The organism is Paenibacillus sp. RUD330 (assembly GCF_002243345.2).
Classification (GTDB): domain Bacteria; phylum Bacillota; class Bacilli; order Paenibacillales; family Paenibacillaceae; genus Paenibacillus_O.
Genome location: NZ_CP022655.2, coordinates 5336171 through 5350216, shown reverse-complemented (window position 1 = coordinate 5350216; position 14046 = coordinate 5336171). Strand labels below are relative to the sequence as shown.

The window sequence follows — 14046 nt, the reverse complement described above, 5'->3', positions numbered from 1 at the left end:
TGGGAATTGCGTTGACATATGGGCGAAAATGCCTATAGAATGGCAAAGGAGGTTATGACATGACTGGAAAAATGAAGATATTCACCGGAATTTTGGCGATTTTTGTCGTTTTAGGAGCCGCAATCGTTTATCAATATCCTCTCTCTCCGAAAGATAAAAACCCTGAAACCGCTTTCCGCCAGGAGGGCGGTTTAAGTTTTGTCAGCAAGACGGATGCAGCTTCGTTTTACGTCCATGACGGACAGAAATGGAGCAGGATGTTCATCAAAGGCGTCAACCTGGGCGCCGGAAAACCAGGGGCTTTTCCCGGAGAGGTCGCCATCACTTATGAGGAGTACTTTCGATGGTTCAAATACATAGCTGAAATGAACGCCAACACCATCCGGGTCTACACCATCCAGCGCCCGCAGTTTTACAATGCCTTGCTCGATTTCAATGAACAGCGGGAAAAGGACGGCAAGCAGCCGATCTATGTGATTCATGGAGTATGGGTGAACGAAAATGATGTCTTGACGATTGAGGATGCGTTCGGCGAAAAGGACAAGATTCTGAATGATGTCGTCCAAAGCGGCAAGGACATCGTAGACATCATCCATGGAGACCGATACCTGCCCGTCAACAAAGGGCATGCGGACGGCACCTACACCTCGAATGTCTCGCGTTATGTCATCGGCTGGATTCTCGGAATCGAATGGGAGCCGTCCTTTGTTGTCGGAACCAATGAAAACAATCCCGCCCGCAGCGAATACAACGGCAAGTACCTATACACCGAACAAGCTTCCCCTTTCGAGGCTTTCCTGGCTGAAATGGGAGACAAGATCATTAGCTATGAAACCGAGAAGTACAAGATGCAGAGAGCCCTCGCCTTTTCCAACTGGGTCACGACCGATCCGCTCAAACACCCCAACGAACCTTATAAGAATGAAGATCTCGTGTCTGTGAACGTGGAGCATGTCAAAGGGCATGAAAGCTTCAAGCCCGGCATGTTCGCTTCTTATCACGTTTATCCGTATTACCCGGACACCTTCAGCTTCCAGATCGACTACATCGCTTACAAAGGCCTCGACGGAAAGCCGGATCCCTATCTTGCCTATCTGGAGGATATCAGGAAAATTCATACGATGCCCATCGTGGTGTCCGAATTCGGCATTCCTGCCTCTAGAGGAAAAGCTCATGAAAACAGGGTTACGGGCTTCAATCAGGGAATGATCGACGAGAAGACGCAGGGAGACATGCTTGTTCATATGATCAACGACATCCATGCGGCCAATCTTGCCGGAGGCCTGGTCTTTGCATGGCAGGACGAATGGTTCAAGCGGACCTGGAACAACAACGACCTCGATCTGCCGGATTCCCGGCCCTACTGGTCGAATCCCCAGACGAACGAGCAGCATTTTGGCCTGCTAGCTTTTGATCCCGGGAATGACGAGACGATTCGTTCCGTGGACGGACAGGTCGAGGACTGGGCCGGAGACGCCCCTCTTTATGAAGACGCAGACACCAAGCTGTATGTGAAAAGCGATGAAGCGTACGTATACTTGAGAATCGATGCCCGCGATTACGATTTTGACAAGGATACGCTGCTTCTTCCCATCGACAGTATCGAGGGTCAAGGCAGCGACCGGTATTCGGCTTATGGCATCAATTTCGGCAAGCAAGCCGATTTTGTTTTGAAGCTGCATGGCAAAAACGATTCCCGTCTCATGGTTGATCCCTATTATGACAACTATCTTTTCCGCTATGCGGTGCAAAACAGCCTGATCGAAGATCATCTGCATGCCGGACGCAAAAATTCGGGCCTGTTCAATCCGATCCGGCTCGCTCTGAACAAGAAGGTCGTCGTTCCTCCCGGAAATAAGGTTATTCCTTTCACGGGCTACGAGACGGGGCGGTTGACCTATGGCAATGCGAATCCGAATAGCCGGGACTACTACTCGTTGAGCGATTTCTACTATTCGGAAGGACATCTGGAGATCCGGATTCCATGGCAGCTGCTGAATGTGATGGATCCTTCCAAAAAAATGGTCATTGACGATATGCGCACCCGCGGCAATATTGCCCCGATCAAGACAGAGGGGTTCAACATCGGCATAAGGAAGCTTGCCGACGGATCGCCAGCAGCCTCCAAGCAGCCTGTGGCCATGGTGCCGTATGCTTGGAAAGAGTGGGACCAGCCCACCTACCACGAGCGTTTGAAGCCATCCTACTATATTCTTCAAAAAGGATTCGCGGCATTGCCGGAAAATGAGGGTTTGACGGAAAAATGAACCTAAAAAAAATCAAAGCACGTTATCTGATCCTGATTCTGTTGCTCCTTGCCTTGGGGGCTCCGTTCGTGTTGTGGCTCGTTTCCCCTTCGAAAGAGCTCGACATCGTCGTGCTTAACAAAACCTTTCCTGTCGAAACGAAAGCATCCGGCAGCGCCAAGCAGCTTGATTACAGCAAGCAGCGAGGCTTGTTCTGGCTGATGGATCATTTGAAAATCCGGAAGCCGGAAAACGGAAAGGCTTACGGCTTCCGCACGGACTATTACGGAAATTTCATGTCCGGAGGCAAGCTGGTCAACAAGCCGCTTCAAAAGCTGGACCGGACTCCCGACGCCATCTTCATCTCGGATACATACGGGACTGGGAATTCAAGGGCGGAGGGTGTCGAGGCAGCCGGAATTTCCGGCCTGACCAAAGAAGAAGTCGGCTTCATTGCTACAAGCTACGCCAAGGGCGCGACCGTAATCGGAGAGTACAATATTGCGGGCGATCCGACCTCGCCGTCCGTATCCAATGAGCTTGAGTCCATTTTCGGCGTATCCTTTACAGGCATGGCAGGAAAGTTCTTCTCGGACCTGTCGTCGAACGCCGATGTGCCGAACTGGATCCGAGCCACCTATGAGCAGCAGTACGGCAAGAAATGGAGCTTGACCGGAGCAGGCATCGTCATCGCCGGCAACAGCCGAATCGTTGTCCTGCAGCGTGATGCAGGCTTTACGGGAAGCTCCGTGCAGCTGTCCATGGACGAGGAGCATCAAGGCGATTACGGCACCCAGACGGTGGATTACTACAACTGGTTCGAGATCGTGAATCCGGTCAAGGACGCATCGGTGCTCGCATGGTACCGGCTGAATCTTACGGATGAAGGACAAAGCCAACTGAAGCCGTTTGGCCTCGACGGCCGGTTTCCCGCCATTATTTCTCATTCTGCCGGCGGTAAGCACGCTTTCTATCTCGCCGGAGATTTCACGGACTATCGCGGCCCAACCAAAGTGGGCTTCTTCACCGGCGCGTCCACGCTTTACCGCTATTTCAGCGTCAAGAGCGAAGGAGATCTAAGCTATTTTTATTGGCATTTTTATGTGCCTTTCATGTCGAAAGTACTGAAGGACACCAACATGGCGGAGAGAGAGGAAACTCTCGTCGAGGATCAGCCGACGTATCGGCCGCGGCTCGATGGGAAGCAGTTCTCCGTCTACAAGAACGGAAGCAGACAGAGCCTTTATGTGAACGGCGTCGACATCGGAGCCACCCTTCCGGGCTACGACAAGGGCGAGCTGCCGGACGCTCCTGCCTTCTACGCGGATTGGTTCTCCAAAATCGCAGGCATGAACGCCAATACGATCCGAGTATACACCTTGATGCCTTCCGTATTCTATCGCGCGCTGGATATATACAATCATGACCATCCTGACCGAATGCTTTACCTTTTGCAGAACATCGCCTTGGACGAGAAGCCTCGGGGCGGCAATTATCTCGATGCGGATTATCGGGCTGCGTTCGCCCGACAAACGGAAACGGTGATTGACGCGATTCATGGACATGCCGAGATCAAGCAAACGGACGGCAAGGGAAGCGAGCTCTATGCCAATGATGTATCCGGTTATTTGCTGGGATACTTGATCGATCTGAAATTAAGTGCGGAGAACGTGGAGGCAACGGATGCCGGGAATGCTTCCTTTACCTTCGCCGGCGATTATGCAACGACTGAGGGCAAGGGCACTCCGACTGAAAATGGCCTGGCTTCGCTTCTTGATAAAACCTATGCCTATGAGCAAGCCGCCTACGGCATGCAGCATGCTGTCGGAGCGGTAGGCATTCCCGAGCTCGAGGCGGGGTACCAGGAGCGGTTCGGACCGGCGGACGACGCCGGTATGCCGACGGTTGACCTCGGCCGCTTGCTGCCTGCTGCCAAATTGTCCGGAGGCATCTTCAGCGCATATGACGTCTTTCCGGACAAGCCCGCATTCCAGGCAGCGGACTCGGCCGGCAAGCCGTCCTATCCAGAATACGGATCCTATATCAAGCATTTGACGACCCGCAGCGGACATCCGGTGCTGATCAGTGAATTCGGTCTCTCCACAGGCAGCAAAATGACAGAAGCCGAGCAAGGCGAAGGGCTGGCGACTCTCATTCGCTTGATCCGGGACAGCGGAGCTGCCGGAGGCCTGCTCTATGAATGGGCCGACGAGTGGGGCAAAAGCAGCGGGCAGCCCCTGGCCGCGGCGGCGGCCAAGCGGAGGAACCTATGGCACAATACCGTCGACCCGGCTCAAAATTACGGCATTCTCGCCTTGGAGCCACCGGCGCCGGCCGAGTATTCCATGACACTCCGAGGCTCCGGGCCTCTGAGTTCCATCGCCTACGCGGCGGACGAGTCCTACTTCCACATCAAGGCGGAGTTCAGCCAATGGCCGGATTTCAGTCGGCAACAGCTGATGATCTATCTCGACACCGTCGATCGCAAAGAGGGCGAGTACATGCTGGCGCCCGATGTCAACGAGAACTGGTCCGGCGCCGAGTTCCAAATCCGGCTGGACAGCAAGGACAAGGCCGAACTTCTGGTCATGCCCAGCTACAACGCCAGCCGGGGATCGTATTATACGGCGGTCTCTTCTACCGGACTGTTCGAGCAGATGATAAGAATGGAGTCCCCCGAGTACGTCACCAAGGGGGGCAGGAAGATAGAGGCCGTCTATTCGGACGAATCCGACTTGAGTCGGGGGACGTTCGCAACGGGAGGAAGCAGCTTCTATATGGAAGGAAAGACGCTATATGTGCGGATTCCGTGGACACGGCTCAACTTCATCGACCCTTCCAGCCTGCTTGTATGGGACGATGACAAGAACACAGGACTTGATCTGCCGGCTGATTCCCTGTCCGTCCGGATGACCGACGGCATCGTAGGCTCCTTGGTCATCATGGACAAGCAGACCCGGCATGTCGACTACCATTTCCCGGAAAGCGTCACTTCATCGGGATACCGGACGTTCTCATGGAGCGCATGGGATGCGCCGGACTATGCTTCCCGCGCAAAAGGCAGCTACGATGCGGTCAAAGAAGCCTTTTCCCATTGAAAGCCAATGAAAATCATACCGCATTAGGAGATTCTACATGACGAAGCAAGCGTTGTATTTACTCTGGATATCGGGCGGATTGATTTCCGTCTTCCTCCTGGCTATTGTTCTGACATGGGTGTACGGGCACTTCATGGCGCAAAGGCTCGCCCATATGAACCGCAAGCTGAATGCGCTCTTCTCCTCCTTCAAGAGCTCGACGCATGAGGAGGAGGAGGAGGAGGCAGTCGCACGAATTGCGGATTTTGTCGGCCGCAGCCGGCGGAAGAAGGAGCAGCTCATCGGGATCATCATCGCTCAGGGCGAGAACTTCATCGTATCCGATGCGGAGCGTCTGGGACGATTGTACGAGCACACGGGAATCAGAACCTATCTGATTCGCCAGCTCGCCTCCAAGCGGGATTATATCCAAGCTTTGGGATGCCGTCATCTGGGGGATTTGGCGATCAGATCGGCTGAAAAGAACATTCATGCCCTTATGGACAGCAGCAACAACGACGTGATCTATCATGCGCTGCTTGCTCTGGCCAAGCTAGGCAATCCGCAAAGCCTGGCCCATGTCCTGGTCGAGAATTCCAAACGAATTTCCTTGTCCTTCCGTGCCGTCGTCGAGATCCTGACCGTATTCAAAGGCTCCAAGGAAGAGCTGTTCATCAACACGATCGAGCTCAGCGACGATTACCTCAAGGGAATCCTGATCAAGGCAGCGGCTGATTATGAGTTCGAAAGCCTGAGCAGCTATTATATCCGCTATCTGGACAGCGACAGCAAAAATCTGAGGATCGCCAGCATTCGAGCCTTGGGACAATTGAAAGACCCCGCCTTCGAGGTGTATCTGATCGAAATGCTCCGAGACCAGGAATGGGAAGTCCGGGCGGCCGCGGCTAAAAGCTTGGATAAAACGGGCACGAGCAAAAGCTTCGAGGCTCTGGAAAAGATGGCCGGCGACCGGGAATGGTGGGTCAGGCACAATGCCGCTGCTTCCTTGGTCACCATCCCAGGAGGCAAGGAATATGCCGAGCGCATTCTCGAAAGCGAGGATCAGTTCGCACGGGAAGCGATCATAGGGGTCATGGAGAGGTCCGTCTAGGCGGCGATATCAGGAGAGAGTTGGTAGGGTATGTATTATTTCTGGAAGTTCATTCTGTACTTCAGTGAATTCTGCATCATATACACCATTGCGATCAATATTTTCTACAATGGGCAAATGCTCATCTCGGTCGCCGATCTGTTCGGCTACATGAAAAAAATGAAGGCATCGGATTACAAACGATACGTGAATTCAAAAAACATGGTTCCGATCTCGATCCTCGTGCCGGCCTACAACGAAGAAAACACGATCGTGGACAACATCAAATCGCTGCTTGCGCTGAACTACTATCAATACGAGATCATTATTGTGAACGACGGGTCGACCGATTCCACCCGCGAGAAAATCATTCGGGAATTCGATCTTGTGAAGGTCAATCAGCCCGTCAAGAAAAGCCTGGAGACAAAGGAGATTCTGGGATTATACCGGAATCCCAAGTACGAGCGCCTGATCCTGGTCGACAAGGTGAACGGCGGCAAAGCGGATGCGCTCAACGCCGGCATCAATCTTTCGACCTATCCGATATTCGCGAGCATAGATGCCGACTCCATTCTGGAGAATGATGCTCTGATCAAGCTGACGATGCTGTTCGTGGAGAATCCGGAGACGATTGCCGTCGGCGGCATTGTCCGCATCGCCAACGGATCCGTCATCAAGGACGGCAAGCTGGTCAAGATGGAGATTCCCAAAAACAAGATCGCGGTATTTCAAATCGTGGAATACTTGCGGGCATTTCTCACCGGGCGTACAAGCTTGAGCAAGCTGAATTCAATCCTGATCATATCCGGAGCGTTCGGCGCCTTCAACAAAAGCATTGTCATCGAATGCGGAGGCTACAAGACGAACACTATCGGCGAAGATATGGACATCATCATGAAGCTTCACAAGAAAATGCTGGATGAGAAAAGACCCTACAAGATCAAGTTCCTGGCCGATCCGATCTGCTGGACCCAAGCTCCGGAATCGTTAAAGGACCTGAGGGTACAGCGCAGGAGATGGCAGATCGGGCTGTTCGACAACTTGCTTCAATATAAATCCATGCTGCTGAACCCGAAGTACGGCAAGGTCGGGATGGTCACCGTTCCTTATTACTGGCTGTTCGAGCTTATCGGACCTGTGGTGGAGTTTCTCGGGTATATCTTCATCCCGCTGGCTTATTTGTTCGGTCTTCTTGAGTTCAACAGCTTCCTCATCTTCTTCATCATCGCATTCCTGCTCGGAAGCACCTTGTCGATGGGCAGCATTCTGCTGGAGCAAATCTCTTTCCGCAAATACACGACCTTCAGGGACACCATGCGGCTGGTTCTGTTCGCTCTGCTAGAGAACCTGGGCTATCGGCAGCTTACTATCCTCTACCGAATTGAAGGCCTGCTGAAATTCAACCGATCCAGGCATTCCTGGGGAACGATCAAGAGGGAAAAGTTCACTGGAAGCGAGAAAGAAACATCGGCGTAACGGCTCTACGACCTACGATTCCTGCTGCATGCAGAAGCCGCCGTTATATCGGCCAATCAAAAACGGTACTCATACGCTGCATCCTTCTAAAAAAGGACAGCGGATGGTACCGTTTTTTCTTGTGTGAATTGATCGGCTAGAAGGGCGCTGAGACTTCGTCAGAAGCGGTTCTTCACGTTGTCGCCCAGATTCTCCGCCCGCTCGCGCAGGGTGACGTCGCCGTTCCCGTCGCGGTCGCGGTTCAGCGGCACATGGCCGTCCCGGCGTTCTTCATCGCTGTAGTAGCGGGAATCATGCGTGCGGTCCGGCTCCGCGTAGCCGTCCCCGGCTCTGTAGCTGCCGTCGACAGGATCGCGGTCGCTTCCCATGACGCGTCCATCCCGGTCGCGCTCGGAGAGGCCGGCGCCAACGCCTGGCGATGGGTCGAGACCGGCCCTGCGGACCGGCTCGCCGTCCGGGTACACGTCGGCTGCTGGCACGGCGCCGTCCGCTCCGACATGCTCGGCCGCTGCAGCCGTTTGATTGTACGGCTGAATGTCGCGTTCATAAGAAGGCGCGTTGATGGAGCCGGTCGAACGGAGCGAATCGTAGATGTCGTGGTCCCGTTCGGTTCTGGATTCAACCAGCACCAGAATATTGCCGTCCTGAACATATTCATTGTACGTGTTGGCTTCATTCTCTGGAATGCCAAGGCCGATCAAGCCGCCGACGAGTCCGCCGGCTCCGGCTCCTACAGCCGCGCCTGTGAGCGCAGCGGCGATCGGTCCGGCCGCGACGATCGGGCCGATGCCCGGAATGGCCAAGGCGCCGATGCCTACAAGCAGGCCGGTAAGGCCGCCGAGCACTCCGCCGCCTGCGGCTCCGGCTGCGACTCCTTCGGGAGCCATTGTGCCCGTTTCCTCCTGGATCGCCGCCACGTCGCCCTTGTCCCTCGCCAGAATGGATATGTCGTCGCTGTCGACTCCCCGCGCCTTGAGATCCTCGATCGCGCTGATCGCCGCGTCCTCCGTGTCGTACACGCCTACGATTTTTTTGCTCATTTCTTCCGCCTCCTTCAGTTTTGATGTCGTGAACGTTATATAACCGCTGTTCTTTCAATGTAAACGAGCCCAAATGCTTCCAACCTGGATCTAAAGGAGAAGATCATCTACTCCCATTGGAGATAGCTGACTTACGTTCCTGCCCTGAAAGAGCTCGCAGGGAGAAAGGGGTTCTACTCCTTTTACTCGACTTATTTGGAACTTACTGGGAGATGCAGAATTATCCTTATTGGTGACGATTAAGCCGTTCTCAAGCCCTATACTGAGTTCAGACACCAGGAATAAAGTCCCGGAGACTGAAAGCGGAGGTGAGGATATGAAACGCACGGTTCTGACGGCAGGCATTGCCGCTTTGGCGCTCGCGGCGGCCATTGGTTCGGGAACAGCCAGCGGCGCCGCGGATGCGGGAGCGCAGTTGAAAGCCTGGTACAAGGATGCCTTCTCGCAGAAGGCAGGCTCCCTTCGCTGGGGGCGGGAGGAGCCAGCCGGCGAATCGATCCGAGCCTCTGCTGCCGGTCTTGTCCAGGAACAGACGCAACAATCCGCCGAGCAGCTGAAGGGTTTTGCCGATCTGGCAGGACAGGAAGCTTCCGATGCCCTACGGGCGAGAAGCCGATCCTACGCCAGGCAGATCGATGAGGCCGCTGCCGAGCTGACGGGAAGCCAAGGCGTTGAAGGCTCCATCCAGCAGAAGTTCCGGGATGCGGCCCAGGCGAGGACGGCTGAAGCCGAGACCGGTCTGGAGCAGGCATTGGAACAGACCCTGGATCAATGGCTGGATCAGCAGACATCCGGGGAAGAAAGTCCTTGATCGGCTTGCAAGCCGGATCGGGAGAATTACATAGCTTGCAGACACGACAAAACCAAAATTAGAGGAGCGAATCAATCATGGCAATGAAATCCCTTAAAAGCAAAGTAGCAGTAGGCGTTCTGGCCACGGGCCTTATCGCAGGCATGGGTTCCGTCTTCGCAGCAACGGACATCTCCGGACAATTCCAAAGCTGGTACAAAACGAACTTCACGAACACGGTGACGGTTCCGGTAACGGCCAATGCGGCTGCCGAGCTGAAAAACCAGCTGAGCGGATACGCGACCGAGTTCACGGCGCTTACGGCCAGCTCCAAGCAAGCGGTCGTGACGGATCAGCAGGCGCAATCCAACGCATCGATGACGACGATCAACTCGAAGAAGAACGACTATGTCAACCAAGTCACGAATGCTAAAAACGACATCAAGAACAACCAAATCGGCCGGGATACGCAAAACCTGATCACGGGCCTCAACATCGTGGGCAACGTTGCGGTCAAAGGCGCGGAAGTAGCAGGCAAGATCAGCCTCAACAGCGACCTCGACGCTCAAGGCAAAGAGAGCGTGAAGCAGGTCAAAAAAGACGTGGCTGCTTACCAAGCATCCTCCACAGGCGATCTTGCTTCCAAGATCCAAGCGGCAAAAGACGAGCTGAAAGCTCTGATCGATCAAAGCGCAACGACGGCAGACGCTGAGGTGCGCAAAAACCTCGAGCAAAAAATCGCCGAGCTTCGCAAAACGCTGAGCGACTTCGCCGCTCAACAAGTCGCGGAAAACAAAGCTCTGGTCAAAGCGGCTGCGGACACGGATACGGCTGCAGCGCTGAAAGCGCTGGAAGACGTCGCCAACTCCATCAACAAGTAATTCCATGCACGGGTCGACACGGGGATTGGAGCCAATCCCCGTGATTTGACCTGGAATAACATCGAAGGGAGAGAACGGAATGAGAAAGCAAAGGGGTTCAACCGCCGCATCGTCGAAAACATGGAAATCCCGGGTTCTGCTTGGAGTTGTGGCTGCAAGCGTGACGGCTGTCGCTTCGCTTGGCGTATCGTTCGCGGACGTGGATCTCAAGGAAAAATTCCGGTTCGCGATGCAATCGAGCGCCGACCAGGTCATCGCCAAGATGAGCGATGGGATCCGCACGGAGACCGAAGCCGAGAAAATCGTCTTGCAGAAAGAACTCCAAGCGAAACTTCAGGAGCATCAAGCGGCATTGCAGGCTTATGCGGCCGAACGGAAGCAGGCAGCTATCCAGGCGATCAAGGATCGGTCGAGGGAGCTGGTCGCAAGCCGCGAGTTCAGCAGCGAGGAGCAGAAGAGGGCCTACGCAGAGAGCATCCAGTCCGTGGAAAGCCGCGCTCTCGCGGAGTTGGGCGCCATCACGATATCCGAGCCGACTCCTCCTGCCCCTTCCGTAACCGGGGATGTATATGCTCCGGAGCAGCCATAGCCGTTGATTGGATATGAGGAAAGAGGGTTGCAGCTATGAGCGGGCAGACGGTTGAACTAGAGAAGTCGGAAGCAGGCGGCTCAGCCTCCTCTGCGGGCCAAGCGGCTGACGAGAAGGCGGCTCCGGCCAAGCCATCCCGAAAATCCGAGCTAATCGGCTGGATTCGCTATATCATCCTGCTGACGCTGGGCTTGTTCCTGCTCACGCATACGATCGGTCTCGACCGCGTGCACGGGCATTCCATGGCGCCGACGCTCGGAGACGGCAATATTCTGCTGATCAACAAGGTCTCGACATACTTCGCGCAGCCGGCTGCCGGCGATGTGGTCATCGTGGACAGCGCGGCGCTCGGCTACAGCATTGTGAAGAGGGTCATCGCGACCGAAGGGGACAACGTCGCGATCCATGAAGGCATCGTCTATGTGAACGGCAGGGCCCTCCCTGAAATGTACACGACCGGCAAAGCGGCGGACATGGAAGAAGCTGCGGTCCGGCCAGGCTGCGTATTTGTGCTTGGCGACAACCGGGAGCCGGGCGAAAGCCTCGACAGCCGCAGTCCGGAGCTTGGACAAGTGCCGGTAAAGGAGATTCAGGGCTACGCGCTCGTGAGCCTGCTGCCCTGGAGAGGAATCGCCAAACCGCTCGAGGGAATTGGATGAGACCGTCCAGGCGAAGCTGAAGCCGGCAGACCTGCAGATGCTGGAAAACCCGCCCGGAAGCCCGGACGGGTTTTTGCAGCATCGTCAGACGATGTTCTGGAACATGGAGTTCTGATGGTAGAACAGAGCGGCTTTGGTCCGGTCGGTCAGCTCCAGCTTCGATAGCACTTGGCTGACATGCTTCTTGACCGTGTATTCGGTGACGACCAGACGAGACGCGATCTCCTTGTTGGATAATCCTTCGCTGAGCATCTGAAGCACTTCAAGCTCCTTGGGCGTCAAGTTGTGCGAATTCTCGGCCGGCTTGTCGGTCAGACGGGATTCCAGCAGCTCGACGTCGTAGTACTTGCGTCCGCGGTGGATCATCCGCACCGAATGGATCAATTCTTCGGTCAGCGCTTCCTTGAGCACGAGACCTTCGATGCCGAGGTCGAGCGCCTGTTGAAGCTCGGCCGGACGCATGGAGGACGTCAGGTACATGAAGCGGCAGGAAGCGCCCGCTTGCTTGAGCTTGGAGATGACGTCCAGGCCGCTCTGCTGATTGATCCGGTTGTTCATAATGCACAGATCCGGCTGCAGGTTCTGAATATGGGCGAGCGCCTCCTTGCGGTCAGAGGCTTCTCCGATGACTTCGATGAGTTCTTCGCCGGACAGGATGGAAGTGAGCCCTCTGCGGACCAGCTGATAGGGATCGACAACCAATACACGTATGGACATCGTACCTGCAGAGCCCCTCTCATTAAGCGTGGGTAAGGAATGGCATGGAAACGTATGTAAATGAAAGCACATAGATGAAAGGTTGGAAGGCGTATATTAAAGTATACATCTTCCAACAAAAGGCATCAACACGAAAGACCGTCTTCCCGGCAGCAGAGCTGCCGAAGAGACGGTCTTTTTTAGCCCAATAAGAAACCCTCGAACCCTTTCCGCTCTTTCGGCGCAAACGGCTATTATCCCAGTCCTGCATGGGGCAAGCCGCTTCGCCGGCCGAGTGCTTAGAGCTCTTGCACGGCTTCGGCTGCGATCCGGTACGATTTCAGCCTGGCCTCCTGATCGTAGATCTGGCCGGCAATGATGAATTCATCCGCTCCGGTCTCTTGTTGAATCTCCGGAAGACGGGTCTTGATCGTCTCTTTCGTGCCGACGATCGAGTACCGGAGCGTGCTGGCGAGAACGGCCTTCTCCTGCTCCGACCACAGTCCGTCCATGCTGTCGACGGGAGGCTTGAGCATCCCGGTGCGTCCGCGGACGATGTTCAGGAACTGCTGCTGCTGGGAAGTGGCCAGATAAGCCGCTTGGGCTTCGGAATCCGCGGCGACGATGTTGATGGCCACCATGGCGTACGGCTTGTCCAGGTGGCGGGATGGCTTGAAGCTGCTGCGGTACAGATGGAGCGCCGGGATCAGATAATCCGGAGCGAAGTGGCTGGCGAACGAGAACGGCAGGCCGAGCTCTCCGGCCAGCTGGGCGCTGAAGCCGCTGGATCCGAGCAGCCAGATCGGAATGTCGAGCCCTTCGCCCGGAACGGCGCGCACGCCGGAAGCGGCCGTGCCGAGCGACGGGTCGAAGTAGCCCCGAAGCTCGCTGAGCAGCTCGGGGAAGTCCTGGCCGCCGGCCGTCAGGCCCCGGCGCAGCGCGCGGGATGCCGGCTGGTCGGAGCCGGGCGCGCGTCCGAGGCCGAGGTCGATCCGTCCGGGGTAGAGCGATTCCAGCGTGCCGAATTGCTCGGCGATCTGGAGCGGCGCATGGTTCGGGAGCATGATGCCGCCGGAGCCGACGCGGATGCGGCTCGTGCCTCCGGCCACATGCCCGATCACCAACGAGGTGGCCGAGCTGGACACGCCGGGCATGTTGTGATGCTCCGCCAGCCAGTAGCGGGTATAGCCGAGCTCTTCGGCGTGGCGCGCCAGCTCGAGCGTGCGGCGGAACGACTCGGCGGGAGTGGAGCCCTCCACGACGGGGGCAAGATCCAGCACCGAGATCGGAATTCGTTTATGGTCAGATGCAGTCATCGTACATCCTCCTTTGGGAGCGTTGATCAGGGACAGAAATCCCTGCTTACTTATTATTCGTGATCAGGTTTCAAAAAGCAAGTTAACCGGTCGGATATGGAGATGGAAAAAACAACCCTGCGCGGATAGGCTTGAGGCGTCCATTTGGATGGAATTGAAGCCTTATTCCCGCCGGTTGAACCGCTT

General features: G+C 55.6%; 11 protein-coding genes. 8 read left to right on the top strand and 3 right to left on the bottom strand.

Annotated elements, in window-relative coordinates:
- The first annotated feature begins 59 nt into the window (after window positions 1-59).
- The 4 genes from CIC07_RS24130 to CIC07_RS24115 are packed head-to-tail and all read left to right on the top strand — an operon-like array spanning window position 60 to window position 7889.
- Window positions 60-2267 (top strand): family 2 glycosyl transferase, encoded by a 2208-nt coding sequence (locus CIC07_RS24130; RefSeq protein WP_200801151.1) that lies wholly within the window; start codon window positions 60-62, stop codon window positions 2265-2267.
- On the top strand, window positions 2264-5344 hold the full coding sequence (locus CIC07_RS24125; RefSeq protein WP_076357479.1) for a hypothetical protein: 3081 nt from the start codon (window positions 2264-2266) through the stop codon (window positions 5342-5344). The genes CIC07_RS24130 and CIC07_RS24125 overlap by 4 nt, the downstream gene beginning before the upstream one ends.
- A 37-nt stretch (window positions 5345-5381) precedes the next feature.
- Window positions 5382-6434 (top strand): HEAT repeat domain-containing protein, encoded by a 1053-nt coding sequence (locus CIC07_RS24120; protein ID WP_076357481.1) that lies wholly within the window; start codon window positions 5382-5384, stop codon window positions 6432-6434.
- A 30-nt stretch (window positions 6435-6464) separates the two neighbouring features.
- Window positions 6465-7889, top strand: coding sequence for a glycosyltransferase family 2 protein (locus tag CIC07_RS24115; protein WP_076357483.1), 1425 nt, complete (start codon window positions 6465-6467; stop codon window positions 7887-7889).
- Between the two features lie 158 nt (window positions 7890-8047).
- On the opposite strand, the gene CIC07_RS25895 is transcribed toward CIC07_RS24115, so the two are convergent.
- Window positions 8048-8929 carry a general stress protein gene (locus tag CIC07_RS25895; protein ID WP_083688168.1) on the bottom strand — a complete coding sequence of 294 codons (882 nt, stop codon included), beginning with the start codon at window positions 8927-8929 and terminating at the stop codon, window positions 8048-8050.
- Window positions 8930-9245: 316 nt separating this feature from the next.
- On the opposite strand from CIC07_RS25895, the gene CIC07_RS24105 reads away from it, so the two are divergent.
- From CIC07_RS24105 to lepB, 4 genes are all read left to right on the top strand, one after another.
- The gene (locus CIC07_RS24105; RefSeq protein ID WP_076357485.1) at window positions 9246-9740 is read left to right on the top strand and encodes a hypothetical protein; all 495 of its coding nucleotides are present in this window, start codon (window positions 9246-9248) and stop codon (window positions 9738-9740) included.
- 77 nt (window positions 9741-9817) lie between these two features.
- On the top strand, window positions 9818-10600 hold the full coding sequence (locus tag CIC07_RS24100) for a hypothetical protein (RefSeq protein WP_076357487.1): 783 nt from the start codon (window positions 9818-9820) through the stop codon (window positions 10598-10600).
- Between the two features lie 79 nt (window positions 10601-10679).
- On the top strand, window positions 10680-11189 hold the full coding sequence (locus CIC07_RS24095) for a hypothetical protein (protein WP_076357489.1): 510 nt from the start codon (window positions 10680-10682) through the stop codon (window positions 11187-11189).
- A 35-nt stretch (window positions 11190-11224) separates the two neighbouring features.
- Window positions 11225-11848 carry a signal peptidase I gene (gene lepB, locus CIC07_RS24090; protein WP_083688170.1) on the top strand — a complete coding sequence of 208 codons (624 nt, stop codon included), beginning with the start codon at window positions 11225-11227 and terminating at the stop codon, window positions 11846-11848.
- A gap of 84 nt (window positions 11849-11932) precedes the next feature.
- Here lepB and CIC07_RS24085 read toward each other — a convergent pair whose 3' ends face one another.
- Entirely contained in the window at window positions 11933-12565 is a 633-nt protein-coding gene (locus CIC07_RS24085; protein ID WP_240923498.1) for a response regulator transcription factor, read from the bottom strand.
- Between the two features lie 278 nt (window positions 12566-12843).
- Window positions 12844-13860, bottom strand: coding sequence for an LLM class flavin-dependent oxidoreductase (locus tag CIC07_RS24080; protein ID WP_076357491.1), 1017 nt, complete (start codon window positions 13858-13860; stop codon window positions 12844-12846).
- Window positions 13861-14046 lie beyond the last annotated feature (186 nt).